The organism is Vibrio antiquarius (genome assembly GCF_000024825.1).
Taxonomy (GTDB): Bacteria; Pseudomonadota; Gammaproteobacteria; order Enterobacterales; family Vibrionaceae; genus Vibrio; species Vibrio diabolicus.
The window spans coordinates 224,425-250,269 of the sequence record NC_013457.1 but is presented as its reverse complement, the minus strand read 5'-3'; the positions used below and the strand labels follow the sequence as shown (position 1 = coordinate 250,269).

Below are 25,845 nucleotides of genomic sequence, written 5' to 3'. Positions count from 1 at the left end.
CTTACTTTTACCAGAAACCGGACGCTTTGACTAATTAATTTGCTTTCCAACTGGAAAATATGTTGATCAATTTCAAATTCTGCATATACTGCACGACTGTGTAATATATAAAACCTACGGAGAAAGCGGGTGCGAAAACAATATTTAAAGCGCACTTTAGTTGGTGCTGTGGTGACATTAAGTCTCTCTGGCATGCTAACTGGGTGTAACAAAGCCATTTCCGAGCCGTCTGAACCTTTAATCAAACCTGTAAAATTACTGGCGGTGAAAGATCTAGAAGTCGAAGATTCGCATGCCTTTTTAGCGCGTATTGATGCGACACATCGCGCACAGCTTTCTTTTCAGGTGGGTGGTGAGGTCGATGAATTACTTGTTCGCATGGGCCAAGAGGTAAAAAAAGGTGAAGTGCTTGCAACGTTAGACCCTAAAGATCTTCAGCTTGCGTTAGACGCCTCTCAAGCCCAGTTCGCGTTAGCAAAAACGCAATGGGAGCGCGCGAAAAACCTTTATGGAAAAAAGCTGATTAGTACAGATGAGTACGACCAGAAAGAAACTCAATATAAAGCGGCATTGGCAAACTACGAACAAGCCAAAACAGACTTGAGTTATACCAAGATTCACGCACCTTTTGATGGCATCGTGTCATACACCTATGTCAACCCGTTTCAAGTGGTCGCAGAGAAGCAAGAGATCCTGAATCTTATCGATAACACGACCTTAGATGTGTCATTCACACTGCCAGTCAGTTATGCGGAATCGGTATCACTTGAGTCACTGCAAAATTCCGATATGTGGGTGACGATGGATAGCGAGCCAGGAAAACGTATCCCTGGAAAATTTAAAGAAATTTCGACTCAGCCAAATATCGATACCAACAGTTATGAGGCGATCGTAACCATCACTCGACCAGAAGATCGCAATTTGCTAACAGGTATGACAGGGCAGGTGCACATAGCTAAACAACATCTATCGGACGCAATGACGTTGCCTCAATCCGCTTGGGTAAACAAAAAAGAGACGCAAGGCGAAGTGTGGGTAATGGACAGAAACACACAGCAAGTTAATAAAGTCACTGTGTCTCTTGATGCCTCTGGAGGTGTGAAAGCAGGGCTTGATAACAATGATTACGTTGTTGTTGCTGGCGTTGAGCGACTGGTCGAAGGACAAGTCGTGAAAGCTTGGGTTCGTGAGGGAGGCATTTAATGAAACGATCTCTACTTACGATCTCTGCAATTGCGCTTGCAGTTTTAACGGGTTGCAAAAATGAAAACCAAGCTGTCGTCGAGCAGCCGCTTTTTGTGTCGACTATCTCTGTGGATGCGCCGGTACAAAGCCAATATCGAGCTTTTAAAGGAATAGTTGTACCAGCAGAGCAAACGCCTATGGCATTCCGCCGCGCGGGAGAAATTCAACACGTGTTGGTTAAAGCGGGCGACGTTGTTAAGCAAGGCCAAATGATCGCAAAGCTGGATGACAGCAAAGAAAAGCAAGCCGTAAATGACGCAGAAGCGCAATATACACTGGCGATTCGTCAGCTCAAACGCGGCGAAGACCTACACGCACGTCAGATGATCTCAAAAGCCGAGCTTGATGAGCTAACGGCTAATAAAGAGTTGGCAGAGGCTAATTTCTATAACGCCACCAATCAATTGAACTACACCCGTTTATTCGCCCCGTTTGCCGGTAAAGTGTCGGACGTTTTCAAAGAGCGTTTTGAACGTGTGGCAGTTGGAGAGCCGGTGTTGAACCTATACCAAAACGATTTGGTGTACGTGCGTATTGAGCTTTCCGATAATGTTCTCGCTATGGTGGACCCAAATTCAGACAACATGAGTTACAAGCCTAGAGCAACCTTCTCCGGCATTAATGACACATTTGCTTTGGACTATTTAGAGCACACAAGTGAGCCTAACTCCGAAACTCAAACTTACGAAATGTATTTGACGATGCCACAGCCAAAACCAGAGATATTGCCGGGAACCAGCGTCAGTGTTCTGGTCGATATGGTGAAAGCGGGGATTACCTCCATCGATGGTTACAGTATTCCAGTGACGGCGCTTCAAGCGGGCAGCGAAGAGAATGAGTTCTTTGTATGGAAAAAAGAGGGTGACGTTGTCACCCGGGTGCCTGTGATGATTTCCCAAGTGAATGGCAACGGAGCCATTGTGTCGTCAGGAGTTAAGCAAGGCGACGTTCTGATTAATTCAAACCTACGTAAATTACGTGAAGGGAAACATGTGGATGTTGTGGAGAATAAACAATAATGAACATTGCTGAGTACTCAATAAAAAATAAAGTCATCAGCTGGTTGTTTATTATTATCCTTGCTGTTGGTGGTTTAACGTCGTTTTTGGAGCTTGGACGACTAGAAGACCCGGCATTTACGATTAAAGATGCCATGATCATTTCAACATACCCTGGCGCGACGTCGAAAGAGGTTGAAGAAGAGCTGACGTATCCTTTAGAAAAAGAGATTCGAAAACTCCCTTATATAGACAAAATTACCTCTACGTCTTCTGATGGTATGTCTCAAATCACGGTCAGTATGGAAATGGACTATGGTCCTGATGAACTGCCGCAAATTTGGGATGAAATGCGCCGTAAAATTAATGACTTGCGACCAACTTTGCCTCAGGGCGTACAATCTTTGCAGATCATTGATGATTTCGGTGACGTTTATGGCGTGATGCTGATGCTCACTGGCGATGACTACGATTATGTCGAGCTAAAACGCTATGCTGATTACCTGACTCGTGAAATCGAGCTGGTTGATGGCGTAGGAAAAGTGGATATCACGGGCGATCAGCAAGAAATGCTGTTTGTTGAGATCTCTCTTGACCGCCTTGCCGCGCTGAACTTAGACATGAATGTGGTTGCGAGCTTGTTGAACCAACAAAATAATGTAGTTTCAGCAGGGGAAGTGATGGTCAATGGCGAAAGCCTTGTCATTCGTCCAAGTGGTACCTTAAACACCGTAGAAGCGCTAGAAAACTTGATCATTCATGGTCGTGACACTGGGAACCTAATTCGTCTAAAAGACGTAGCAACGATTTCTCGTGGTATCCAAGAGAAGCCAAGCAACGTCGTACTCTTTAACGGTCAAAAAGCAATTAATATCGGTATCTCGTTTGCGTCAGGTGTGAACGTGGTTGAGGTTGGCGAACGTTTGGATGCGAAGCTTGCGAGCCTTGAGTCTATCAAGCCTGCTGGCATCGATATGAACTACTTTTACAACCAAGCCAATGAAGTGGATGAGTCCGTTAAAGCGTTTGTGATTAGCCTAGCAGAGGCTGTGGCGATCGTTATCATCGTTCTGCTGTTTACGATGGGCTTACGCAGTGGTGTCATCATTGGCGTCGTGCTGTTATTGACGGTGTTCGGTACCTTCATCTTGATGAACTACAACAATATCGAGCTGCACCGTATTTCTCTTGGCGCGTTAATTATTGCTCTGGGTATGCTGGTTGATAACGCGATTGTGGTCGTGGAAGGCATCTTGGTTGGCCTAAAAAAAGGGCGCACTAAAGTTCAAGCGGCCGTCGATATTGTAAAGCAAACACAATGGCCTTTGCTTGGCGCAACCATCATTGCGATTACGGCTTTTGCACCTATCGGTTTGTCGCAAGATGCAACGGGTGAATTCATGGGCTCTCTATTCTGGGTGCTGTGTTTCTCACTATTTTTGAGCTGGATTACCGCTATTACGCTGACGCCATTCCTCGCAGATCTATTGCTGAAAGAAGAGGACAAGGGCCAAGATACTAACGAAGAAGATCCCTACAAAGGTTGGCTGTTTGTTGTATTTGGCGCATCGCTGAAATTCGCACTGCGATTCCGTTGGCTAACGGTTGCTGGCATGGTCGCGCTATTAGTGGGTGCTGTCGTGGCATTTGGTAATGTAAAACAGCAGTTCTTCCCACCATCGAACACGCCGATGTTTTACGTTGATATGTGGATGCCAGAAGGTACGGATATCCGCGAAACGATCAAAAAAGCCGAAGAAGTGGAAAGCTACATTCGTCAGCAAGACGATATTGACTTTGTTTCTGCTTCAATTGGGCAGGGTTTGCAGCGTTTCGCTCTGACTTACCAGCCAGAGAAAAGCTATGAAGCGTACGCCCAGTTCCAAGTTCGCGCCACTGATCGTGAGAGCATGTTCGGTTTGTTGCACAAGTTAGACGCTAACCTTGCGAAGACGTTTGATGCACCGACATTTCAATTTAAATTGATGGAATTTGGCCCTTCACCAGCGTCTAAGATCGAAGCGCGTATTACTGGTCCCGATCCACAAGTTTTACGTGATTTAGCGGTGCAAGTTGAAGACATCCTTCATACCGACCCTGGTGCCCGAAACATTCGTCACGATTGGCGAGAGCGTACTAAGGAGCTTGTGCCTGTTTTCAATGAGTCTAAAGCTCGTCGCTTGGGCATTTCGAAAGAAGATCTTTCAAGCACACTGCAAATGGCGTTTGGTGGTAGCACGTTGGGTTACTTACGTGATGGTACACACACTTTGCCAATTATGACGCGCCTTCCTGAAGAAGAACGCGTGGACTTTGAATCACTACAAAACGTGACCATTTGGAGCCCATCACTGCAAACGTATATTCCGGTCGACCAAGTGATTGATGGCGTTAAATTGGATTGGAGCGAGCCGCTAATTCAGCGTCGTGACCGCAAGCGCACGTTAACTGTGCTCGCTGACCACGATGTGTTGAGCGACGACACGGCGGCAAGCTTGTTTGCGCGTGTGCAGCCTAAAGTGATGGCACTGCATATTCCAGAAGGTTACGAAATCACATGGGGTGGTGAGTATGAATCATCGAAAGATGCGCAAGAAGGTCTATTTGGTTCGTTGCCGATGGGTTACTTGTTGATGTTCATCATTACTATTTTGCTGTTTAACTCAATTAAAAAGCCGTTGGTCATTTGGTTCACCGTGCCGTTGGCGATCATTGGTGTTGCCTTTGGTTTACTTACCACTAATATGCCGTTCAGCTTTACAGCATTCCTTGGTTTGCTGAGCCTAAGTGGCATGATTTTGAAAAACGGTATTGTGTTGCTTGATCAAATTAACCTTGAGTTGGAATCAGGGAAAGAGCCTTACCTCGCGATTGTCGATAGTGCGATCAGTCGTGTTCGTCCGGTAAGTATGGCTGCTCTGACGACCATCTTGGGGATGATTCCACTCGTCTTCGATGCCTTCTTTGGATCGATGGCAATAACGATTATGGCAGGTCTTGGTTTTGCTACAGTACTGACACTGATTGTAGTGCCAGTAATGTTTGCGATTCTGTTTAGGGTAAAACCGACCACTGCATAGGGACTCCTGGCTATTTGCCAGCTTCCTGCCTAGCCCTGAAGGTCTTCTTCAGGGCTTTTTTGATCTTACCAATGTACACCAATCCATTCATTTACTTGATTCTAATGATTTTCTTACGAATGCAATGCAAATCATGCGTATACTGATGGAACGATACATCAAAGAGCGAGATAACATGAACAAGCGCGTATTACACGGACTCTTCTTCGTCGGTTCTTTCACCTTGGTCGGCTGTACTACGACAGACAGTATGAGTACAGAAGAGGCTAAGCAAGCCGTTCCTAAAATCAACAGCGTTAGCACTGAAGTCATCTCCAACTGGATTGATAGCAAGGTTTTAGCGCCTGAAGGGCTTTCACTCGAACAAGACAATCTACGTTATATATCGGGTAGCGCCGACTTAAACAGCGATGGCAATGCAGAACACATTGTATTGCTACAAGACCGTTATTTCTGTGGCAGCGGTGGTTGTGCAGCTTATATGTTTGATAATGAGGGGAATGTTATCAATCGAATGTCTGTAACTCGCACGCCTATTGTACTAGCCGACAGTTACAGCAATGGCTGGCAAGATTTCATCGTTTGGAGTAATGGCTCATATCGACTCATGAGTTACAACGGTGAATCTTACCCGAGTAACCCTTCTTTGGAGCCAAAGGTGGATCGTGACTCAAACCAGCAGGCGGCAATTGCGAATGTAATGGCGACAGAGCTTTATCAGCAAGATGGCTATGACATTATGCCCGCTGATTCGAAAACTTTGTGGACGCCGGCCAATGTATACCACTTCACCTTTAAACATTACGGTGATCCGCATAGTACTTATAAAGCTACCGTGGATATGAACAGTGGGGAAGTAGACATTGTTGCCGTTCCGGCTGCGGAATAAAAAACACCTCCCTTAACCGGAATTAAAGGGAGGTGCTGAATGCCAAATTCGAGGGTGGCATTGTTAAGCGGTGTAATTCTGTTTATGCCGCGACTTCTTGTTTGGCTTCTGCTTTGCTTTTTAAGAAAGCGTAAGTAAAGCCAGTTACTGCTGTACCAGCTGCGATAGCCACTAAGTACATTAACACTGGTGAAATGGCGTTAGGGATTAACAGTACGAACAGACCGCCGTGTGGTGCCATTAATTTTGCACCGAACAGCATTGATAGGGCACCAGTAAGCGCGCCACCTGCCATACAAGATGGAATCACACGCATTGGATCTTTCGCGGCAAATGGAATTGCGCCTTCAGAGATGAAACACAGGCCCAATACAAATGATGCTTTACCAGCCTCACGTTCATTTTGTTCAAATTTGTTCTTCGCAATGAAGGTCGCTAAACCCATACCTAACGCAGGAACCATACCTGCTGCCATGATTGCTGCCATTGGCGCGTAAGTTTGCGAAGCCAATAGACCGACGCCAAATGCGTAAGCGGCTTTGTTTACTGGGCCACCTAGGTCGAAACACATCATCGCACCAAGGATAATACCTAGCAGAACTGCACTGTCAGATCCCATGTTGTTTAGGAAGTCAGTTAGGCTGTTCATGATGCCTGAGACTGGGCCACCTACGATGTAGATCATCACAAGGCCAGTGAACAGTGTTGCTACAAATGGAATGATCAGAATTGGTTTAAGCGCTTCCATCGATTGTGGGAGTTTTACTTTGTCCGCAAGGAGCTTCGCTGCATAACCGGCAATGAAGCCAGCTGCGATACCTCCTAGGAAACCAGCACCCGTTGAACTTGCCAGCATACCGCCAACAAGACCAGGAGCCAGACCCGGACGGTCAGCAATTGAGAACGCGATGTAACCCGCAAGAACAGGAATCATCAATGCGAATGCAGAGCCACCACCAATGTTCATCAACGCTGCTGCTAGCGTGCCTTCTTCTTTAAATGCTTCAATACCAAACACGAACGATAGGGCGATGATCAAACCACCAGCGACAACCACAGGCAGCATGTGCGATACCCCTGTCATCAAGTGTTTGTAAGCGCCTTTCTTCTCGTCTGCTGCCGAAGCAGAATTTGCAGAACCTGAATGTTGGTAAATCGTGGCTTGCTCGAATGCTTTGTCCATCTCTTCGGCTGTTTTCTTCAGAGCTGGGCCTGTTTTCGTGCGGTACATCTTTTTGCCGTTGAAGCGATCAAGTGGCACTTCGATATCGGCAGCAATGATCACTAGATCAGCGTCTGCGATGTCTTGATCTGTCAGTTGGTTTTTCGCACCAACTGAACCACGAGTTTCCACCTTGATTTGATGGCCACGGCGTTTGCCTTCTTCTTCTAGCGCTTCTGCTGCCATAAAGGTATGCGCAACGCCAGTAGGACAAGCGGTGATTGCGACAATTTTCTTCGCTGCTGATGTTGCTTCAGGAGTGATAGGGGCTGCAAGTGTGGTTGCTTTTTCAAGTAAAGTGGCGTTTTCAACCGCTTGCTGGAGAAACGTAGTTGCGTCTTTTGCTACTTCGCTGATTTCCGCTTGGTAAACCTTTTTCCCTACGAAACGAGAAGTATCCACGCTAGTATTTGCCGCAATGATAATGACTTCTGCTTGTTCAACGTCAGCTTCCGTCAGCAGTGTAGGTTCAACCACACTTGATTGACATTCGATTTTTGCATTCCAGGTTAATTTTGCGGCTGCTTGTTCTAGTAACCCTGCCGCAAGGATGCTATTTGCAACACCGCTCGGACAGGCAGTAATAATGGCAATATTCATACGATAACCTTCTGTTCCTTAGTTTTGTTCTAAGTTTGTAATAGGGTAAAGCTCGCTAACTTCAGTTTGCTGCTTGATGTTCTCCAGTTCTTCCTGACTGGTTAGCCCTACGCCGACTTGACTAACTGCCAAGGCAGAAAGTGCTGTAGCGAAGCGCAATAAATCGTTTTTCGGCATCAGTTGCATGTGGCCCCAACACAAGCCAGCAACTAGCGTATCGCCTGCGCCAACGGTGCTTACCACATTCATTCGAGGGGGTTGTGCACGAAGCCATTTGCCTTGGTTTAGCCACATCACACCGTCAGCGCCCATCGACACAACAATGTTCTCGATGCCTTTGTCACTCAGTGTTTGCGCGGCGGCTTGGCATTGTTCTGGTGTTTCTAGCTGTTCGCCAACAAAATCACCAAGTTCTTCATCATTAGGCTTAATCAACCATGGGTGAGCCTCAATACCTGATTTCAATGCGGCTTTACTGCTGTCGAACAACACCTTTTTGCCTTGTTGATGTAGTGCTTTTATCCACGCAGCACATTGTTCGGCGGTTACGCCTCCAGGTAAGCTACCTGCAAGCACAAAGTAATCGTGAGTCTTTGCGAGACGGAATAGCGTCTCCTCAAAGCGAGCAATTTCGTCAGCCGTTACTTGAACACCAGGGAAGTTAATGTCACTAACGTTGCCATTAGCCTCAACGAGCTTGACGTTGATACGAGTGGCACCTTGTACTTCTACAAACTCATTCTTTACGCCGATGTCATTGAAAAGCTGATGAAATAGCTCTGGGTTATCTTTACCGAGAAAGCCGGTAACCGTGACATCTGCGCCTAAATCGCTCAACACTTTTGCTACGTTGACACCTTTACCTGCAGCATGGAGATTGCTTTGCTGCACTAGGCTCACGGAACCAACGTTTAGCTCATTTACTGAACCTGTTAAATCCAATGCCGGGTTGAGCGTAATAGTGACAACTTTACTTGTTTTGTTCGTCATATCGGCTCCTTAACCTTCACCAAGGCCAGAAGCGATAGCATTCCCGATAGACTCCAAGGCTTGCGGTGCATCAGGGCCTTCCGCAGTAAATTGAAGTTGATGACCGTGCTTAACGCCAAGCGCAATGACTTTCATTAGGCTCTTCGCGTTTACTGTTTTGCCATCACCGTCTAGGTTGGCAACGCGAATGGTGGATTCAAATTTTTTCGCTTCCGCCACTAACATTGCACCCGGACGAGCATGTAAACCATGAGAGTTTTTGATTTTAAATACAGCGGTATTGCCTTCTTCTGAAGATGCGGCTGTGACTTCTTCACCTTTAAACAAAGCAAGAATCTGTTCTACTGATGCATCTAAAAGCTTGCCGTGCTCATTGTTAAACACAATATGAGAAAGCGTTTTTAGGATAGGCTGGTGAGCATTGTTACATGCCGCAAACGCGACAAGTGCACGCACTTTTTGACCTTCATATTCGCAGTCGTTTGCCGTCGAGACAAATGACACGCCTGTGCGAGTTACATGTTTGTCACTGCCAATTAACCAAAGGCCATTACCTAAGTGAGTTGGTGTTTTGGTAACGAGATCTGCGACGAACTCGTTATCAGCACAGCCCGTGTTTTTCAAAAGACCACCAGCAACAGCACTCATTTGTAGCATATCGCTCGCAGGGAACATAAGTTGAATTAAAGAAGCGTCAAAGTCTGCTTCAAGCTGAACATCACCGTGGAGCAGGGCAATAATCTCGTCTTCATTTTTTGCATTACGTAGGCGTTCTTCTACGCCGTCAGCGCCTAGCACTTTCGTTAGCTGTTTAAGAATGCCAAGGTGCTCATCAGATTTAGCTGCAATGCCGATAGCGACGAATACCGTGTTACCATCACCCCAGTCGACACCTTGTGGAAAGTGGTGCACAGCAACACCCGTTGTTTTCACCATTGAGCGAGTGTCAGTCGTGCCGTGCGGGATGGCAATACCGTTCCCCAAAAACGTAGAGTTTTGGTTTTCACGGTTTAGCATGCCTTCCACATAACCTTGTTCAACAAGGCCTTTGTCTGTCAGGCTTTGCGCAATATTCTTGATTGCTGCAAACTTATCTGTCGCTGATTGCGAGAGGGTAATGTCGTTCTTATTTAGCTTAAGCATGGTGCTTCTCCAGCCTTAAGGTATCAATTTAAAAATGTATTCTGTGTGAGAAGTTGAACGCTGCTTCTGCTGAGCGCTTATCACTCCTCAAACCATTCTATTTTTCAAGCTAAATCGATTCAGCTTATTGGTAAATTTTTTAAAAGACTCAGAAAAACTATTTTAAAAACTGACGTTAACAAATGAGTCTTTGGCGCTGTCCTATAGCCTAGCCTACAAATTGGTTTGTTGTGTATTCAGGTGATTTACGTCAATTTTTAAGTTTTGCTGAATCCTTTCAGCTTTTATACTGAATCGGTTCAGCTTATAATTCAACTTATCGAAAGATCGCTGATGTATTAATATGATCGCGCGCACAGAATAAGGTTTAGAATATGACACTGGATGAAATAGCCAAATTAGCAGGCGTTTCTAAGACAACTGCAAGCTATGTGATTAACGGAAAAGCGCAGAAATACCGCATCAGCGAGAAGACTCAGAAGAAAGTGATGGCCGTTGTAGAAGAATACAATTATAAGCCAGATCATGCGGCGTCTTCTTTGCGAGCAGGTAATTCACGCTCATTTGGGCTTATCATCCCAGACTTAGAAAACACCAGTTATGCGCGTCTTGCAAAACTGATTGAACAAAACTCGCGTAAAGCAGGGTACCAAATTTTAATTGGCTGCTCTGATGATGATCCTGATACAGAGCAAAAGGTGGCGGAAGCGTTAGTCAGTCGTCGCATTGATGCGTTGTTTGTGGCAAGTGGTATGCCCACTGCAAACGAGTATTATCTTAAGTTGCAAAATTCTGGTACGCCAGTTATCGCGCTAGACCGCCCAATGGATGATGAGCACTTTTGTTGTGTCATCAGCGAAGATTTTGACGCCGCACTTGAACTCACTCAGTCAGTACTGTCCGAGGATATAAAGTCCATTGGCTTAATCGGCGCATTGCAAGATCTTCAAGTTTCAAAAGAGCGTGAGCTCGGTTTTCGATCCGCTTCTCAACAAGGTGGCAAAACGGCAACAGTGGGTTATGGGCAGCACTTCTCCCGAGAAGAAGGTAAGAAAGTCTTAGAGAGATGGCTAGCAGAGAACGAGCTGCCAGATGCTATTGTCACAACGTCATACACACTGTTAGAAGGTGTGTTGGATGTGATGCTCGAAAAGCCAGAACTCATGAGCAAAGTTCGCCTAGCGACGTTTGGTGATAATCGACTGCTGGACTTCTTGCCAGTGAAAATCAACTCTTTACCTCAACAATTTGAGTTGATCGCGGACAGCGCAATGGAGTTAGCGCTCAACGCTTCCGCCAAACGTTATAAACCGGGTGTTGAGTTGATTCCACGTAAAATTGTTAAACGTCACTAAACAGGTTACTCAAAGCTTTACTTCAGCCGTCAGCGCCACAAATGCGTGGTCGCTGGCGTTTTTATCTCTGTCATAAATCGGGTTGATCAGATGTTGGTTAGACACCTGATAATCAACAACCTCGGCAACCGATATATCTGATAAGGTGTCAAACTCTTGAGAGAGCAAGATATAGTCGAGCACATTCCCAGTGGAAAAATGATAATGCGTAGCGGGGCGTTCATCCTTCAGAGCGTCACTTTGTAATGACCATCCATCTTTGAGTTGCAACTCAGTGACGCTGTCACCAGTATTGGCTACCAATGCGCTATTAACACTGGTTGGAGTGATAGGTTGATTCATATCGCCCATTAACACCGTTGGCATTGGCTCCTTTCTATACCTTTTTTGCATCGCGTCTCTTAACATCGCAGCTTCCCAACCTCTTTGCTGGGTGGATAACCAGCGCCCAATAATCGTGCTAGACGTTTCTGGTTGTTCTGAGTCGGCTGGGCGTTGAGATTTTAAGTGCGTTACGTAAACGGCGATATGGCCGAGTACAGGATGTATCACTTGCGCATAGATAGGTTTGCGACTGAACTCTGGAGCAACACTTATTCCAAAAGGCTCAAGTGTTGCTAAGTCAAACTCTACCGCTTGTACTTTTTCGATTGGAAACCGAGATGCGATTGCCACAACAGGGCTTGAGTAAATGTACTCATCCTCTACATGTGGGGTGTCAACGGTCGCAAAGTAGGGGTAGCCGATGGTTGAAAAGAATGCCTGAGTCTTCTCGATACTGAACACCTCTTGTAAGCCAATCACGTCAGCTTCGAGTTTTTCAATTTGGCGTTGCGTCCAAGCAAGTTTGTCTTGCCATTGCTCTAACGAGTAGATGTTTTCGAAATCATAGTAGGCATCAGGAGGTGCGACAAAATTAAACAAGTTAGCCGTGACAAAGGTAATTCTGCTTGGTTGAGACAAAGTATTCGCTCTTTTCAACAATAACTTGAAGAGTATATACCTTCAGGCTGCGTAATTGCAGCTTCGTTTGAACCAAGCCTCGACATACAAGCTAACGAGCAGCAAGTTAAATGGGTTAAGAGGTACTCAAATGCCAAGGCTAATCTGTGATTGAGCATCGGCAGAGGTTTCTATTTTTAAGCATTGCGTTTAAACTTCAGGGCATCAAATAGTAAGAGTAAGTAACATGACCCAAGATTACGACCACGAAGAGTATTTAGAAGGCGAAGAGATTGAGATCGAAGCAATTGGCATCGACGTTGATGCGCATCCGATCGAACTGTACAAGCTTTTTAAAATCGCGAACTTGGTCAGCGGTGGCGGCGAAGCAAAGCATATCATCGAAGAAGGTTACGTCGCGGTGAATGGTGAGCTAGAAACACGTAAGCGCCGCAAGATGTATGATGGTGACTTTTTTGAGTTTAACCAGGAATATTATGTTGTGGTTTGCGATGCGCCGGTAACTGAGCCTGAAACGGCAGAGCAAAAAGCGGAAAAGAAAGCGAAGAAAGAAGCGCAATCTGCACGTAAAGAGAAATCTCGCCAAAGCAAGCCAGCTAAAGCCTCTGGGCCTAAATCAACAGGCCGAAAAGCAGCGCATAAAGAACGTAAAGCACAACAAAACGCGCTGTCGCAATCGGCGAAGAAAGGTAAGAAAGCTGAAAAGCCGCAAGCGACTCGCGACCCGAAGAGTGGGCGTAACTCTATTGACTTTTTCTAAGCAAATTAATATCTAGCTAGGCAGGTCATCGCCAAGCAAAACCAAAAAGCGCCGAGTATATATCGGCGCTTTTTTGGTTTTACTGTATCGTAAGGGGGCAGTGTCAATGCACTGTCGTTTCAATGTTTAGGCTATCGGTCCAGTGATGAATGGCGCAAGGCTTACCTAAGTAAAAGCCTTGGTAATAATCCAAATCAAGTTGATACATCGCTTGCAGCTGCACGTCTTCTTCTACCCCTTCTATGATCACTTTTGCTCCCATATGAGCCGCGAGCTCAACGGCGCTATGTATGGAAAAGGTTTCTCCGGCGCAGTAATCAAGTAGATAAGAGCGATCGATTTTTATGATGTCAGGGCAGAGCTGCTGAACACGTGCGATATCAGAATGTTGAGCGCCAAAATCATCGATAGCAAAGATAAAGCCATTCGCTCTCATTAACTGCACGGCTTTGATCAGTAAATCAGTATCACCGCAGGACTCTTCGACTACTTCAAACACCACGTCTGATGGGCTCATACCAAGGTCGGAAAGGCGCTTGTAAAGCAGGCCGTTGTCTTTAAAGCCCATGTCTTTGGTTAGGGTGAGTAGGGTTTGAGGCATGACATTGAGAAACAGTTTGATAGGCGTTCCTGCGAAACAGCGTGCAAAATTTCGAATGTGCATTGCTCTGGATAAAAACTCAACACACAATCGAAAGTAGGGATCGAGGCCATTGTTGGCCAGAAATACATCAGGACGAATTAACGAACCATCAATGCCACGAATTCGCAGTAGAGCTTCCATTCCAATAATACGCTGGTGCTTATCAAAAATCGGCTGATAAACACTGTGAAAAGTGAATTGATTGAGAACTACGTAATATTCACCAAGATTATCTTGCTTAATGTATCGCTCGTAGTCCGATTGATTCTTTAACTCCATGAAAAACGCCGAAAATTTAGCATCTTTTCAATGTAACAGGATGCAATTCTGATTTGAAGATTCAAATGTGTCTAATTACATATACAGTTGAGTTAATTTGAAATGGATTCCGATTTTGCTTCAATGTGGCGAAAAATAAGTGACAACCCAAAACAAATCAAAAAGTAAGCAATGCCGACAATGAGCCAAATTTCAAAGATATAGCCTGATGAATTTGCCATTTCGGTCCCAACGAAAGTCATTTCTTGTATAGAAATTAGCGAAACGATAGAGGTGTCTTTCACCAAAGAGATGGTTTGACCGGCAAGTGCAGGTGTTATTGCTTTAAGCACCTGTGGCGCGATAACGAATCGGTACTTCACCCATCGAGACAAGCCCAATGAATCCGCCGCTTCCCACTGTCCTTGGTCGATACTTTGTAAACCTGCACGCACCACTTCTGCAACGTAGGCAGAAGAGAGTAGGCCGACGCATAACACGCCAGAGGTAAGATTTTCCCAAAGGTTATAAGGCCCAAAAAGAAAGCTCTGTAGCGCATTTGGTTCACCGTTATAGTTTCGTAGAAGATCTTCCAAACCGAGTAACGGGATAAACTGGTTAGAAATGAAAAAGTAAAAAATAAAAACAAAAACCAACGGTGGGATGTTTCTTACCAACTGGATAAATGTGTTTGCAGGTGTGCGCAACCAAACGGAGCGAGAGAAGCGTGCTAAGCCTAACAAAGTGCCAAGCACTAACGCGAAGCTGATGCCCCAAATACTGAGCCTTAACGTCGAAATCAAACCTTGGAAGAAGTAGGGCAAACCACCATCGGCTCTTGGCGTGAAAAGTAATTCAAGCGCCTCTTTCCACTGCCACAAATAATGCACACCAACAGCGGACCGATGGTACAGCCAAACGCCACCAATACCACAGATAATAAGCAGTAACCAATCTAGCGTGTTTAATCGCGATAGAAAGGAACCTGTGTTGGAATTAGTGGATACTGTGCGAGTGGTGGTTTGTTCGCCCAAAAATTTGACTCCGATAGATGATGAAAAAGTAAAATGGATGATTGGAAAGTATAGGCTCGCGAAGACCACGAGCCATTTAGATTACTGGCCTCGCGCGACTTGATCTTGCCAATCTAATGTCGAGAACCAGTATTCATAACGTTGTTTTAACCATCCATCTTGGGTTCTTGCTTCAATCCATTTATTGAAAAAGGCTTTTTTATCTTCTTCCCCCAAACGAACTGCAAAGGCTTCGTTACCTTTTGATAGTCGCTCAGAGAATGGAAGGAATAGCTTGTCGCTGTGTTTCACTGTCTCATGTTCTGGTTTTGGGCTAGAAGCAATGACCGCGTGGGCGTTACCATTCAGCACCTCTTGGAACGCTTGCGCATCGTCATCAAATTGCAGAATCTTCGCTTTCGGGAAGGTTTCTCTGGCGATTTGAACGGTGAATGCGCCGCGCCGAGCCGCAATTTTTACGCGTCGTGAGTCAAAATCCGAAAATTCGCTAAAACCAGAAGCCAGCTCTTTATTTGCTGCTACTTGAACACCGGAGTGTGAATAGGGTTCAGTAAACAACACGCTTTTGGAACGCTCGGGCGTGACCGACATGCCACCGATGATCACGTCGAACTTTTTAGCCAGTAGTGCGGGAATAATGCCATCCCACGCGGTCGGTACAAATTCCACTTTCAAACCTGAATCTTCTGCTAAGCGTTTGGCAACATCGATTTCAAAACCGATTAACTCACCTTGCTTGTTGCGCATTGCCCAAGGGACAAATGTTGACATACCAACGCGCAAAGTGCCTCGTTCTTTGATTTGATCTACATTGGGTGTGGCAACATCTTCTTTCGCGATTGTAGGCATAGCGATGGCTAGCCCTAATAATGCAGTAATGGTCGCTTTGAATAACTTCATGTTATCTCCTTATAATTTGCGCCAACTGGCTCCGAGTTTGTGTTCTAGCCATGCAGACAAGCCAGAAAGTGATAGAGTGAGAGCAAGATAAATTGCTGCCACAGTAAACCAAATTTCAAACGGCATCGCCGTCTCAGAGACGATGTTGCGTGCCTGTGTTGTTAAATCAAAAATCGCCATCACGCTTACAATGGAAGAGTTTTTGATCAAAGAAACCACTTCATTGGTTAATGGCGGTAATGTGCGCTGTAAAACCTGAGGCAAAATCACGTCTTTGTAGGTGTAAAACGGCGACAGCCCGAGAGTTTGTGCTGCTTCGAATTGCCCTTTAGGAATACTGTTTAAACCTGCACGGAGTATTTCTGCAGTGTAAGCACCTTGGAAAAGGGATAAAGCCAAAACGGCGGTGCTGAATCGGTCCAAACCAATCACGGGGCCAAACACGAAGTAGAGCAAATAGATTTGCACCAACAACGGCGTGTTACGTATTACCTCGACATAAGTGGCGCCAATAACATTGCCGACTTTCGAATCGCTAAGCCTTAGTAATGCGGTGACCAACCCCAACACTAAGGTGAAGAATAGACTAATGGCCGAGATGTTAAGCGTGACCAATAGCCCATCGATAAGTTCGGCGGGCCACCATTCGCCATCTTCATAAAAAGCTATGTAATCAGGTACGCGTTCCCATTGCCATTGATAGCCCATAGCATCGGCACCAGAGTCTAACACCCACACAATCGCGATGAAGAGGAGCGTCATTTGTAGTAAAGCTTGAAGCACAGGTTTGATTACGCGAACTATCATCAGTAACTTAAAATTTGGTTCAAAAATGCTTGGGTTCGTGGATGCTGTGGTGTCTCAAATAAGGCGATCGGTGAGTTCATTTCCACGATTTGGCCTTCATCCATAAATACCACGCGGTTCGCTACTTTTTTGGCAAATCCCATTTCGTGCGTGACGCAAATCATCGTCATTCCGCTTTGTGCCAGCTCAACCATGACATCCAACACTTCATTGATCATTTCCGGATCAAGTGCCGAAGTTGGTTCGTCAAACAGGAGCAAATCCGGTTTCATACATAAGGAGCGGGCAATCGCGACGCGTTGCTGCTGACCGCCAGAAAGCTGGATAGGGTACTTACTCGCTTGCTCTTCAATATTGACTCGCTTGAGGTAATGTCGTGCGCGTTTTTCAGCTTCTTGTTTTGACAATTTGAGTGTGCGAATCGGCGCTAAGGTGAGGTTTTCCAGTACAGTCAAATGAGGAAAAAGGTGGAAGTGCTGGAACACCATGCCGATTTTACCGGGCTTGAGAGATTTTGCGTGAGAAGGCTGGTCGAATACATGAAGTTGGCCTTCTTGAATCGATTCAAGATGGTTGATGCAACGAATGAGCGTTGATTTTCCGGAACCAGAAGGGCCACACACCACGACGATCTCGCCAGAATGCACGGAGAAGTTGATATCTTTTAGAGCGTGGTAATCGCCATACCACTTGTTTACGTTGCTAAATTCAACAACAGGAGTGTTCTCTTTCAAAGGGGCACGCTATAAAGGAAAAATATCCTTCTACAATAGCAAGTTGTGCGCATTATTTCATTAAGAACAAGCTTATATTCAGGTTCTAAGATTAAGAACCTGCTCACTTTAGTGTTTGATAAAGTAATGTTTTAAGAATTAGGCACAAAAGCTATTACTAATAAGTCAGTTCAACTGAGATACGGATAACGAACAACGATGGCAACAACGGACATTACCATCAATGTTTGTGCGGAATAGTAGGTCACCATGACGACTTGTCGCGAAAATACGGATCGTCCCCCGAAGCGTTCAAAAGCTAAGACGGTACCAGAAACGATGAAGATAAAGCTTCCGAGCACTGCAAATGAGGACGATTGTGTTTTTCCACTCAAATAATACTCGATAGCAGCCCAACACATGGTCATCAATACCAATATGTAGCTGGCAACCGGGAGCTTTTCTTGACCAAGGTCCGGTCGAAACAACCAATAGAAACACACACCGAGTCCAAATAAAGCAATAGGGAGCCAAGGCGTAAAATGCCAAGCGGACATGATGGTAAAACCGTAGCTATAGGAAAGATGGGCAGAGCAGAAGAGCACTAATCCGGTAATAAACTTATCTCTAGGGAGCATTAATAGTAGATCACCAAGCAACGAGAGCGATAAGCCAATCAAAATCCAATGCGTATATGGCATATGATAGGCAGGAGACTGGATTAAAATTCCTAACATACAGAGCACTGGTAATGGTTTGGATACGTAGAAAAGCCACTTAGGACCTTTACGGATACTGATGATATGTATGAATGCTAATACGACAACAACTAGCCACATAAAATGGATTCTCGAACAGACAAGCTAATGTAGTGGATAACTACAACAAATAAAAGGTCCATTAAATGAGTAAGTTAGACCTTTGAATTCAATTTTATTTTTGTTTGTGTAAAGCTGGACAGTTGTCTCTTTACTGACCTACACGATCAATGAGTTTGTAGGGATTAATCGTTATTTTGAGGAGTTCCCGAATTTGAACGTGATGAAGCTTACAAAATAGCATAAAAAAACGGTATTGTGACCGTTAAGTCACAATACCGTTAAACCCTAGAAAGGGCAGTGAACTGTTTTTGCTGTTAGGCAACAGCGAGTTCTAAAATTTCACGACTACGTTCAAGAGTAATCGCCTGGTTTTCACCGAGAACGGTCATTCCGTGTTTATTGAGTTGTTCGATGATGGCATCGATCGCTTGTTCACGACTTTCACCATAGTTTTCTAGCTTAGTTGCGACATCAAGTTGATGATAAAACGCTTCGATCGCTTCGATGGTACGTTCAGCAAGATCGTCTCCAGCTTCAAGTCCAAATACGTTGCGACCCATTTGCTCTAGCTTAGGACGTTTAAATTGCATTTGGTTGCGAAGTAGCGATGGTTGGACGATTGCAAGAGAACGTGCATGATCGACGCCCCATAGAGCCGTTAATTCATGGCCGATCATATGTGTCGCCCAGTCTTGTGGAACGCCACTACCAATTAACCCGTTCAATGCTTGGTTAGCAGACCACATTAAGTTTGCGCGCCACATATCGTCGTCTCGCTCGGCAAACTGTTCTCCGAGTGTTTTTAAGGTTTTCAGCAGTGTTTCTGCATAGCCATCTTGAACCATTGCGCCAGTAGGAAGCGTCAAGTATTGCTCACATACGTGCACCCATGCGTCAACAATGCCGTTGATCAACTGGCGTTCTGGCAATGTTTTCATTACATCCGGGTCTAACACCGCAAATTTAGGCTGTACTGCTGGAGACATGAACGGAAGTTTGTCTTGAGTTTCTTTTTTAGTGATAACTGCGCCCATGTTTGACTCTGAGCCTGTTGCTGGCAGTGTCAAAATTGCAGCTAGAGGCGTCGCTTCAGTGACTTGGTGTTTGCCAATCATGATATCCCAGCCATCACCATCATACTTAGATGCTGCTGCTACGTATTTAGAGCCATCAATGACTGAACCACCACCTACAGCAAGAATAAAGTCAACACCATGTTCTTTTACCATTGCGACCGCTTTATCGAGCGTTTCTTTGGTTGGGTTGGGTTCAACACCAGAAAACTCTAGCCATTCATGTCCCTCTAGTGCTTCTGAGACTTGGTCGTACACGCCATTTTTTTTGATTGAGCCACCGCCGTATACCACTAAAACTTTTTGGTCGGATGGGATAGCTTCTTTGATTGCAGCGATTTGTTTTTGACCAAAGAAAATCTTGGTTGGGTTTACATAAGAAAAGTTCATTATTAGCCCTCTTGCTTCCAGTAAAGGAGATTGAATACGTGCATATTAGTCCTGATTAATGTTCGTTAACAGGTCGATTTCTGCAAATAATTTGCCTATTTCTACAAAATTGATGCTTTTGAGCTAGAAAGTTAAAGTCGAGAGGAAGTATAGTGCTCGAAATGATAATAGAGACCAAACTCGTTGGTCATTGATGGAGCGCTCTAATGCACACTCTCGCAGATATCATGCAGCAATATGTTGAAAATCAGGGACTGCATGACTTAGAAGGTATGAAGAAAACCGCAATAGATGGCGTATGGTTTTATCGCAGTAGCAAAGGAAATCATCGCCAACCGTTTGTCTATCAGTCTGGAATTATTGTTTTAGGGCAAGGGCATAAGAACATTCATATCGGTGATACACCTGTCCAATATGGGCCCGATGATTACCTTGTCGTAGGAGTTCCTATGCCACTGGAGTGCGAAGCGTTTGCGACAAACAATGAGCCTTTACTTGGCATTTCGATAGATATTTCGCCAACGCTTCTTCATAAGCTCGTTAAAAAACTTGAGGCTGAGAAATTCAGCAATAAGTGCCTGGACACTACCCGTTGTGGCCTTAAGTCGGTACACATGAGCGAAGGTATGCTGGATGCATGCAAGCGATTAATGAGCGCGTTGTGTAATGAGCTTGATGTTGTCATGCTCGGTGATCTACTTCTTGAGGAAATTGTTTATCGCACTTTGGTAAGCAAAGAAGGGTATGTTTTATTTGACTTAGCACACCAAGAAGGCTCTTACGCGAGGGTCGCTAAAGCACTGAATCGTGTTCATCAAGCGTACCATGAACAGTTGAGCGTACAAACATTGGCAGAAGAAGCCAATATGAGTGTGTCTGCTTTCCATCAAGCTTTTCGCAATGTCACGCTTGAATCTCCGTTGCAATACATTAAGAAAGTTCGACTTAATAAAGCGCGCGAGTTAATCCAGTTGGAGGGGCGACGTGTTAATGATGCCGCGAGACTGGTCGGGTACACGAGCCCATCACAGTTTAGTCGCGAGTACAAGCGACATTTTAATGAAACGCCAAGGTCAACAAAGGCTTAGTGATCTTTATTTCAAAATAACGACTTTTTTTGCCTTTTTTATTAATTTGCGAGTGACATATTTATTTGATTTATAAAATTAGTTACTGGTGCCAAATAATAGGTACGTTGTTGCAAGCATTTAGTGGATTGTTGCGAGGCGGTGTGGAAAACTCGTAAATAGATAGTGTGAAATCACCAACTTGTACTTAAGTTATTTTACGTCGAAATAAAAGTATAAGTGCGCTTTGTTTAGCGCATTTAGTATTGTTTTAACAATAACTTAAGGAAGAGCGATTATGCACCTTAAAAACGGCAACGCAGTGAAAAGCGTGTTCACACTAAGCACTCTCACCGCTTCTTGTCTTATGGCCTTCAATAGCTACGCAGCGGTTGACTGTGCCCCTCTAGAAACTTGGCAATCATCAAAAGTTTATAACGGTGGTGACCAAGTTCAACATGAAGGTAATGCTTACAAAGCACGTTACTGGACGCAAAACAGTAACCCAGCGCAATCTGGTGAGTGGGGCGAGTGGGAAACACTTGGCGCATGTGATGGCACTGGACCGGTTGATCCACCTCAGAATGAAGTCCCGACTGTTACTCTGACATCGCCTTCTGCGTCGGCTTCTGTGACTGCGGGGGATGTTGTTAACCTAGCTGCAGATGCAGTAGATACCGATGGAACCGTTAGCAAAGTAGAATTCTTTGTTGATGGCGTATTAGTTGGTCAGGCAACGTCTGCGCCTTATGCTGCGTCATGGACAGCGACTGAAGGCCAGCACGAATTCTCTACTAAGGCGTATGATGATGCAGGTGCAGTGAGCACAGCAAGTGCTGTGACGTTAACTGTGGCACCAGCACAACCTGGTAACGAAGCGCCGACAGTGGATGTTGCGCTTTCTGCGACTTCTATTGACTTGGGTGGCTCCGTCACACTGACTGCGAATGCCGCAGATGCGGATGGCACCGTTGCTAAAGTTGATTTCTATGTGGCGGGCGTCCTTGCTGGCACCGCAACAACTGCACCATACACGCTTGATGTAATGCCTTCACAAGCTGGTTCGCTAAGTGTTTATGCGAGAGCAACCGATGATGCCGGAGCAACTGCAGATTCTGCACTTGCGACGTTAACGGTAAACGGTGGCGCGGTGACATCTAACTGTCGCCCTGATGGCTTGTATCAAACAACGGGTGTAGACGTCCCTTACTGTTCTATTTATGACGAAGAAGGTCGCGAGAAAATGGGCGCCGATCACCCACGTCGTGTGATTGGTTACTTTACTAGCTGGCGCGCAGGTGAGGACCCTCAATCTACTTACCTTGTTAAAGATATTCCTTGGGAGCAACTTACTCACATTAACTACGCGTTTGTGAGCATTGGTTCTGATGGTAAAGTAAACGTTGGTGACGTTAATGACCCTAACAACCCTGCTACGGGTAAAACTTGGCCTGGCGTTGAGGTAGATCCTGCTCTTGGCTTTAAAGGTCACTTTGGTGCGCTCGCGACTTACAAGCAAAAACATGATGTTAAAACGTTAATCTCTATCGGTGGTTGGGCTGAAACGGGCGGTCACTTCGATACGAACGGCAATCGTGTAGCTGATGGTGGCTTCTACACCATGACGACGAATGCGGACGGTTCTATTAACCATGCAGGCATCGAGAAGTTCGCAACTTCAGCCGTTGAAATGATGCGTCAGTACAAGTTCGATGGTCTGGATATCGACTATGAATACCCGACATCAATGGCTGGTGCTGGTAACCCTTACGACAAAGACTTCATGGAACCACGTCGTCAGTATCTATGGGCGTCTTACCAAGAGCTGATGAAAGTATTGCGTGAGAAACTTGATGCGGCATCCGCGCAAGATGGCATTCATTATATGCTGACTATCGCAGCACCATCTTCAGGTTACCTACTGCGTGGTATGGAAACCTTCGATGTAACTAAGTACCTAGACTACGTAAACATCATGTCTTACGACTTGCATGGGGCTTGGAATGATCACGTTGGTCACAACGCGGCATTATTCGATACAGGTAAAGACTCGGAGCTAGCGCAGTGGAACGTATACGGCACTGCTGCATACGGTGGTATCGGTTACTTGAACACAGACTGGGCTTACCATTACTTCCGTGGTTCTATGCCTGCAGGTCGTATCAACATTGGTGTTCCTTACTACACCCGTGGTTGGCAAGGTGTTACTGGTGGTGAAAATGGTCTGTGGGGCCGAGCAGCACTGCCAAACCAAGCTGAGTGTCAACCAGGTACCGGTGAAGGTGAGAAGAACAACTGTGGTCACGGCGCTATTGGTATCGACAACATGTGGCACGATACCGACCCTAAAGGCAACGAAATGGGCGCTGGCTCTAACCCAATGTGGCATGCGAAGAACCTAGAAAATGGTATCTGGGGCTCATACGCAGCCGCTTACGGTCTTGATCCAGTTAACGATCCTTCGGATAAGTTTGTTGGTACATATACACGTCATTACGATAGCGTTGCTGTAGCGCCTTGGTTGTGGAACGCAGAGAAGAGCGTGTTCCTATCTACGGAAGATAAAGCTTCTATCGAAGTGAAAGCTGATTACGTTATCGATAAAGAAATCGGCGGTATTATGTTCTGGGAACTGGCAGGTGACTACAACTGTTACGTACTGGATGCAAATGGTAATCGTACGGCAGTAGATGCAACTGAACAAGCTTGTGCAGCTGGTAATGGTGAGTACCACATGGGTAACACTATGACCAAAGCTATCTACGACAAGTTTAAGTCTGCAACACCTTACGGCAATAAAGTTGCGACGGGTCCAACACCAACAGAAGCGGTAGACATTACAGTCAGCGTTGGCGGCTTTAAGGTTGGCGACCAAAACTACCCAATTAATCCGAAGATCACGTTTACGAACAACACTGGTCAAGCGATCCCTGGTGGTACTGAATTCCAGTTTGATATCCCAGTATCAGCTCCTGATAATGCGAAAGATCAATCTGGTGGCGGTTTGAAAGTCATTGCTTCTGGACATACTCGTGCAAACAACATCGGTGGCTTAGATGGCGTAATGCACCGCGTATCGTTCTCTCTACCTGCTTGGAAAGATTTACCAGCGGGCGGTACTTACGAGCTTGATATGGTTTACTACCTACCAATCTCTGGTCCGGCTAACTACTCAGTGATTTCTGGTGGTAAAGAGTTTGCGTTCAAGTTTGAACAGCCAGAACTGCCAATTGGTGACCTAAATGCAGGCTCGGGTGATGGTGGTACTACTGAACCAGGTACGTGTGATACGACAGGTTTAGTGACATACCCAGCTCTACCACAAACGGATTGGGCTGGTAACCCAAGCCACGCAAACCAGGGTGATAAGATCATCCACAACGGTGTGGTTTACCAAGCGAACTGGTGGACAGCGGCTGAGCCGGGCACAGATGGTAGCTGGTCAACGGTATGTAACATCTAATCGTTTTTGATTAACTGTTATAGCCTAACGTTAATAGGCACTTAAACAAAAGCGCACGATGATGACCGTGCGCTTTTTTTGTTGCGATGGTTTGTCGTTTAATCGAATTGATAACTTTCGGGTATGACGACAATACCTTTGTCTGAGATTTTAAATCGCTTCGCATCTTCTAGTTTGTTGATGCCAATTTGAGTATGTGGCGGAATACGAACATGTTTATCAACTATGCAGTTGACCAACTGACTTCCTTCACCGACCTCTACGTCATCAAAAATGATGGAATCGACAACCGTTGCACTGTCTTGAATACGTACGTTAGAGGAAATGATGGAATGCTGTACTGAGCCTCCGGAGTTGATGACACCGGTAGCAATGATGGAGTTAATAAAAATACCTTCATTGCCCGTAGCAGAAGAAACGGTACGAGCTGGTGGAAACTGCGGTTCGTAAGTACGAATCGCCCAATTGGATTGATATAGGTTCATTGGTGGTACTGGCTCTAGCAGATCCATATTCGCTTCATAGAAGGAATCAATGGTACCCACATCGCGCCAGTAGCAATCTTTATCAACGCGCCCTTTACTGCCACAGAATTGATAAGCATAAACGGATTCCGTATCAATCAGCTTAGGTATGATGTCTTTTCCGAAGTCATGACTTGATGAATCGAGTTTTGAGTCGTCTTCGAGTGCTTCTTTTAAAACATCCATATCAAAGATATAAATCCCCATGGAAACGAGGCTTCTGGTTTTACTTCCTGGAAGGGTAGGTGGGCATTCTGGTTTTTCTATAAATGAAGTAACTAGCCCGTTTTCTGCGGTGCCCATTACCCCGAATGCTGAAGCATCCTCTACGGGAACATCCATACAGGCAACGGTGAGCTTAGCACCTTTCTCTTTATGCTCTTCAAGCATTGCGGCGTAGTCCATTCGATAGATATGATCGCCGGATAACACAACCACATACTTCGCGTCATTGCGCGATAGTAACCACATGTTGTGATAAATCGCATCAGCGGTTCCTTCATACCATGCACCACCTTTGCGCATTTGAGGTGGAACTGCAGTAATGTACTCTCCAAGCTCTGGATTGAATATCGACCAACCATCTCGCAAGTGTTTTTGAAGTGAATGAGATTTGTATTGGGTCAAAACAAGGATTTTACGTAAACCTGAGTGTAAACAGTTGGTTAGTGTGAAATCTATGATTCTATACTTTCCGCCAAAAGGTACTGCTGGCTTGGTTCTATCATCGGTGAGTGGGCTGAGTCTAGACCCCATCCCTCCAGCTAAAATTACGGCGAGTGCGTCTTCCATATTATTCCCTTTCCCTTTTTTGCATGCATCAAAACGGTGCTAACCAGGAGGAAGTGGTGTACAGCGCAGAGGTTTTGAAAGTGCATGTGCTGATGTGTTTACTACTGCAAACTTT

Annotated in this window: 20 protein-coding genes; 8 read left to right on the top strand and 12 right to left on the bottom strand. The window is 45.4% G+C overall.

The features are described from left to right. Nucleotides 1–129: 129 nt before the first annotated feature. From VEA_RS16175 to VEA_RS16160, 4 genes are all read left to right on the top strand, one after another. Entirely contained in the window at nt 130–1,203 is a 1,074-nt protein-coding gene (locus tag VEA_RS16175) for an efflux RND transporter periplasmic adaptor subunit (protein WP_006742272.1), read from the top strand. Next, nucleotides 1,203–2,264: an efflux RND transporter periplasmic adaptor subunit gene (locus VEA_RS16170; protein ID WP_006742271.1), complete on the top strand. Its 1,062-nt coding sequence runs from the start codon at nt 1,203–1,205 to the stop codon at nt 2,262–2,264. The genes VEA_RS16175 and VEA_RS16170 overlap by 1 nt, the downstream gene beginning before the upstream one ends. Beyond that, the gene (locus tag VEA_RS16165) at nt 2,264–5,323 is read left to right on the top strand and encodes an efflux RND transporter permease subunit (protein WP_006742270.1); all 3,060 of its coding nucleotides are present in this window, start codon (nt 2,264–2,266) and stop codon (nt 5,321–5,323) included. The genes VEA_RS16170 and VEA_RS16165 overlap by 1 nt, the downstream gene beginning before the upstream one ends. Nucleotides 5,324–5,498: 175 nt before the next feature. Beyond that, complete coding sequence (locus VEA_RS16160) at nt 5,499–6,212, top strand: hypothetical protein (protein ID WP_041853134.1); 714 nt, start codon at nt 5,499–5,501, stop codon at nt 6,210–6,212. 82 nt (nt 6,213–6,294) lie between these two features. Here VEA_RS16160 and fruA read toward each other — a convergent pair whose 3' ends face one another. From fruA to fruB, 3 genes are read right to left on the bottom strand one after another with little or no spacing between them, the layout of a single operon-like run. Beyond that, nucleotides 6,295–8,034: a PTS fructose transporter subunit IIBC gene (fruA, locus tag VEA_RS16155; RefSeq protein WP_006742268.1), complete on the bottom strand. Its 1,740-nt coding sequence runs from the start codon at nt 8,032–8,034 to the stop codon at nt 6,295–6,297. Between the two features lie 18 nt (nt 8,035–8,052). Then, nucleotides 8,053–9,024, bottom strand: coding sequence for a 1-phosphofructokinase (pfkB, locus tag VEA_RS16150; protein ID WP_006742267.1), 972 nt, complete (start codon nt 9,022–9,024; stop codon nt 8,053–8,055). 9 nt (nt 9,025–9,033) lie between these two features. Further along, the gene (fruB, locus tag VEA_RS16145) at nt 9,034–10,167 is read right to left on the bottom strand and encodes a fused PTS fructose transporter subunit IIA/HPr protein (RefSeq protein ID WP_006742266.1); all 1,134 of its coding nucleotides are present in this window, start codon (nt 10,165–10,167) and stop codon (nt 9,034–9,036) included. 374 nt (nt 10,168–10,541) lie between these two features. Between fruB and cra the strand changes: the two genes are divergently transcribed. Next, the gene (gene cra / locus VEA_RS16140) at nt 10,542–11,522 is read left to right on the top strand and encodes a catabolite repressor/activator (protein ID WP_006742265.1); all 981 of its coding nucleotides are present in this window, start codon (nt 10,542–10,544) and stop codon (nt 11,520–11,522) included. A gap of 9 nt (nt 11,523–11,531) precedes the next feature. Here the strand turns inward: cra and VEA_RS16135 are convergent, their stop codons facing one another. Then, entirely contained in the window at nt 11,532–12,485 is a 954-nt protein-coding gene (locus VEA_RS16135; RefSeq protein WP_006742264.1) for an endonuclease/exonuclease/phosphatase family protein, read from the bottom strand. A 226-nt stretch (nt 12,486–12,711) separates the two neighbouring features. Here VEA_RS16135 and VEA_RS16130 point away from each other — a divergent pair, with 226 nt between their 5' ends. Continuing rightward, nucleotides 12,712–13,245 carry an RNA-binding S4 domain-containing protein gene (locus VEA_RS16130; protein ID WP_006742263.1) on the top strand — a complete coding sequence of 178 codons (534 nt, stop codon included), beginning with the start codon at nt 12,712–12,714 and terminating at the stop codon, nt 13,243–13,245. A 103-nt stretch (nt 13,246–13,348) separates the two neighbouring features. Here the strand turns inward: VEA_RS16130 and VEA_RS16125 are convergent, their stop codons facing one another. From VEA_RS16125 to VEA_RS16095, 7 genes are all read right to left on the bottom strand, one after another. Then, nucleotides 13,349–14,167 carry an EAL domain-containing protein gene (locus tag VEA_RS16125; protein WP_005397994.1) on the bottom strand — a complete coding sequence of 273 codons (819 nt, stop codon included), beginning with the start codon at nt 14,165–14,167 and terminating at the stop codon, nt 13,349–13,351. 92 nt (nt 14,168–14,259) lie between these two features. Continuing rightward, nucleotides 14,260–15,180: an amino acid ABC transporter permease gene (locus VEA_RS16120; RefSeq protein ID WP_006742262.1), complete on the bottom strand. Its 921-nt coding sequence runs from the start codon at nt 15,178–15,180 to the stop codon at nt 14,260–14,262. 81 nt (nt 15,181–15,261) lie between these two features. Continuing rightward, nucleotides 15,262–16,080: a transporter substrate-binding domain-containing protein gene (locus VEA_RS16115; RefSeq protein ID WP_006742261.1), complete on the bottom strand. Its 819-nt coding sequence runs from the start codon at nt 16,078–16,080 to the stop codon at nt 15,262–15,264. A 9-nt stretch (nt 16,081–16,089) separates the two neighbouring features. Next, nucleotides 16,090–16,887 carry an amino acid ABC transporter permease gene (locus VEA_RS16110; RefSeq protein ID WP_006742260.1) on the bottom strand — a complete coding sequence of 266 codons (798 nt, stop codon included), beginning with the start codon at nt 16,885–16,887 and terminating at the stop codon, nt 16,090–16,092. After that, nucleotides 16,887–17,621, bottom strand: a complete 735-nt coding sequence (locus VEA_RS16105) for an amino acid ABC transporter ATP-binding protein (protein WP_006742259.1) — start codon at nt 17,619–17,621, stop codon at nt 16,887–16,889. Before VEA_RS16105 ends, VEA_RS16110 begins: the two co-directional genes overlap by 1 nt. 170 nt (nt 17,622–17,791) lie before the next feature. Continuing rightward, complete coding sequence (locus tag VEA_RS16100) at nt 17,792–18,439, bottom strand: lysoplasmalogenase (protein ID WP_006742258.1); 648 nt, start codon at nt 18,437–18,439, stop codon at nt 17,792–17,794. Nucleotides 18,440–18,735: 296 nt separating this feature from the next. Then, entirely contained in the window at nt 18,736–19,884 is a 1,149-nt protein-coding gene (locus VEA_RS16095) for an iron-containing alcohol dehydrogenase (RefSeq protein ID WP_006742257.1), read from the bottom strand. Between the two features lie 206 nt (nt 19,885–20,090). On the opposite strand from VEA_RS16095, the gene VEA_RS16090 reads away from it, so the two are divergent. Next, a complete protein-coding gene (locus VEA_RS16090; RefSeq protein WP_006742256.1) occupies nt 20,091–20,972 on the top strand; it encodes an AraC family transcriptional regulator in 882 nt (293 codons plus the stop codon). Between the two features lie 277 nt (nt 20,973–21,249). Then, nucleotides 21,250–24,414, top strand: a complete 3,165-nt coding sequence (locus VEA_RS16085; RefSeq protein ID WP_006742255.1) for a chitinase C-terminal domain-containing protein — start codon at nt 21,250–21,252, stop codon at nt 24,412–24,414. A 98-nt stretch (nt 24,415–24,512) separates the two neighbouring features. On the opposite strand, the gene glgC is transcribed toward VEA_RS16085, so the two are convergent. Continuing rightward, the gene (gene glgC / locus VEA_RS16080) at nt 24,513–25,730 is read right to left on the bottom strand and encodes a glucose-1-phosphate adenylyltransferase (protein ID WP_006742254.1); all 1,218 of its coding nucleotides are present in this window, start codon (nt 25,728–25,730) and stop codon (nt 24,513–24,515) included. Nucleotides 25,731–25,845 lie beyond the last annotated feature (115 nt).

Bases quoted from the DNA above. Each gene is read 5' to 3' on its own strand.
- VEA_RS16170 (WP_006742271.1), top strand. From the start codon at position 1,203: ATGAAACGATCTCTACTTACGATCTCTGCAATTGCGCTTGCAGTTTTA.
- VEA_RS16165 (WP_006742270.1), top strand. From the start codon at position 2,264: ATGAACATTGCTGAGTACTCAATAAAAAATAAAGTCATCAGCTGGTTG.
- VEA_RS16160 (WP_041853134.1), top strand. From the start codon at position 5,499: ATGAACAAGCGCGTATTACACGGACTCTTCTTCGTCGGTTCTTTCACC.
- fruA (WP_006742268.1), bottom strand. From the start codon at position 8,034: ATGAATATTGCCATTATTACTGCCTGTCCGAGCGGTGTTGCAAATAGC.
- pfkB (WP_006742267.1), bottom strand. From the start codon at position 9,024: ATGACGAACAAAACAAGTAAAGTTGTCACTATTACGCTCAACCCGGCA.
- fruB (WP_006742266.1), bottom strand. From the start codon at position 10,167: ATGCTTAAGCTAAATAAGAACGACATTACCCTCTCGCAATCAGCGACA.
- cra (WP_006742265.1), top strand. From the start codon at position 10,542: ATGACACTGGATGAAATAGCCAAATTAGCAGGCGTTTCTAAGACAACT.
- VEA_RS16130 (WP_006742263.1), top strand. From the start codon at position 12,712: ATGACCCAAGATTACGACCACGAAGAGTATTTAGAAGGCGAAGAGATT.
- VEA_RS16125 (WP_005397994.1), bottom strand. From the start codon at position 14,167: ATGGAGTTAAAGAATCAATCGGACTACGAGCGATACATTAAGCAAGAT.
- VEA_RS16115 (WP_006742261.1), bottom strand. From the start codon at position 16,080: ATGAAGTTATTCAAAGCGACCATTACTGCATTATTAGGGCTAGCCATC.
- VEA_RS16110 (WP_006742260.1), bottom strand. From the start codon at position 16,887: ATGATAGTTCGCGTAATCAAACCTGTGCTTCAAGCTTTACTACAAATG.
- VEA_RS16100 (WP_006742258.1), bottom strand. From the start codon at position 18,439: ATGTGGCTAGTTGTTGTCGTATTAGCATTCATACATATCATCAGTATC.
- VEA_RS16095 (WP_006742257.1), bottom strand. From the start codon at position 19,884: ATGAACTTTTCTTATGTAAACCCAACCAAGATTTTCTTTGGTCAAAAA.
- VEA_RS16090 (WP_006742256.1), top strand. From the start codon at position 20,091: ATGCACACTCTCGCAGATATCATGCAGCAATATGTTGAAAATCAGGGA.
- VEA_RS16085 (WP_006742255.1), top strand. From the start codon at position 21,250: ATGCACCTTAAAAACGGCAACGCAGTGAAAAGCGTGTTCACACTAAGC.
- glgC (WP_006742254.1), bottom strand. From the start codon at position 25,730: ATGGAAGACGCACTCGCCGTAATTTTAGCTGGAGGGATGGGGTCTAGA.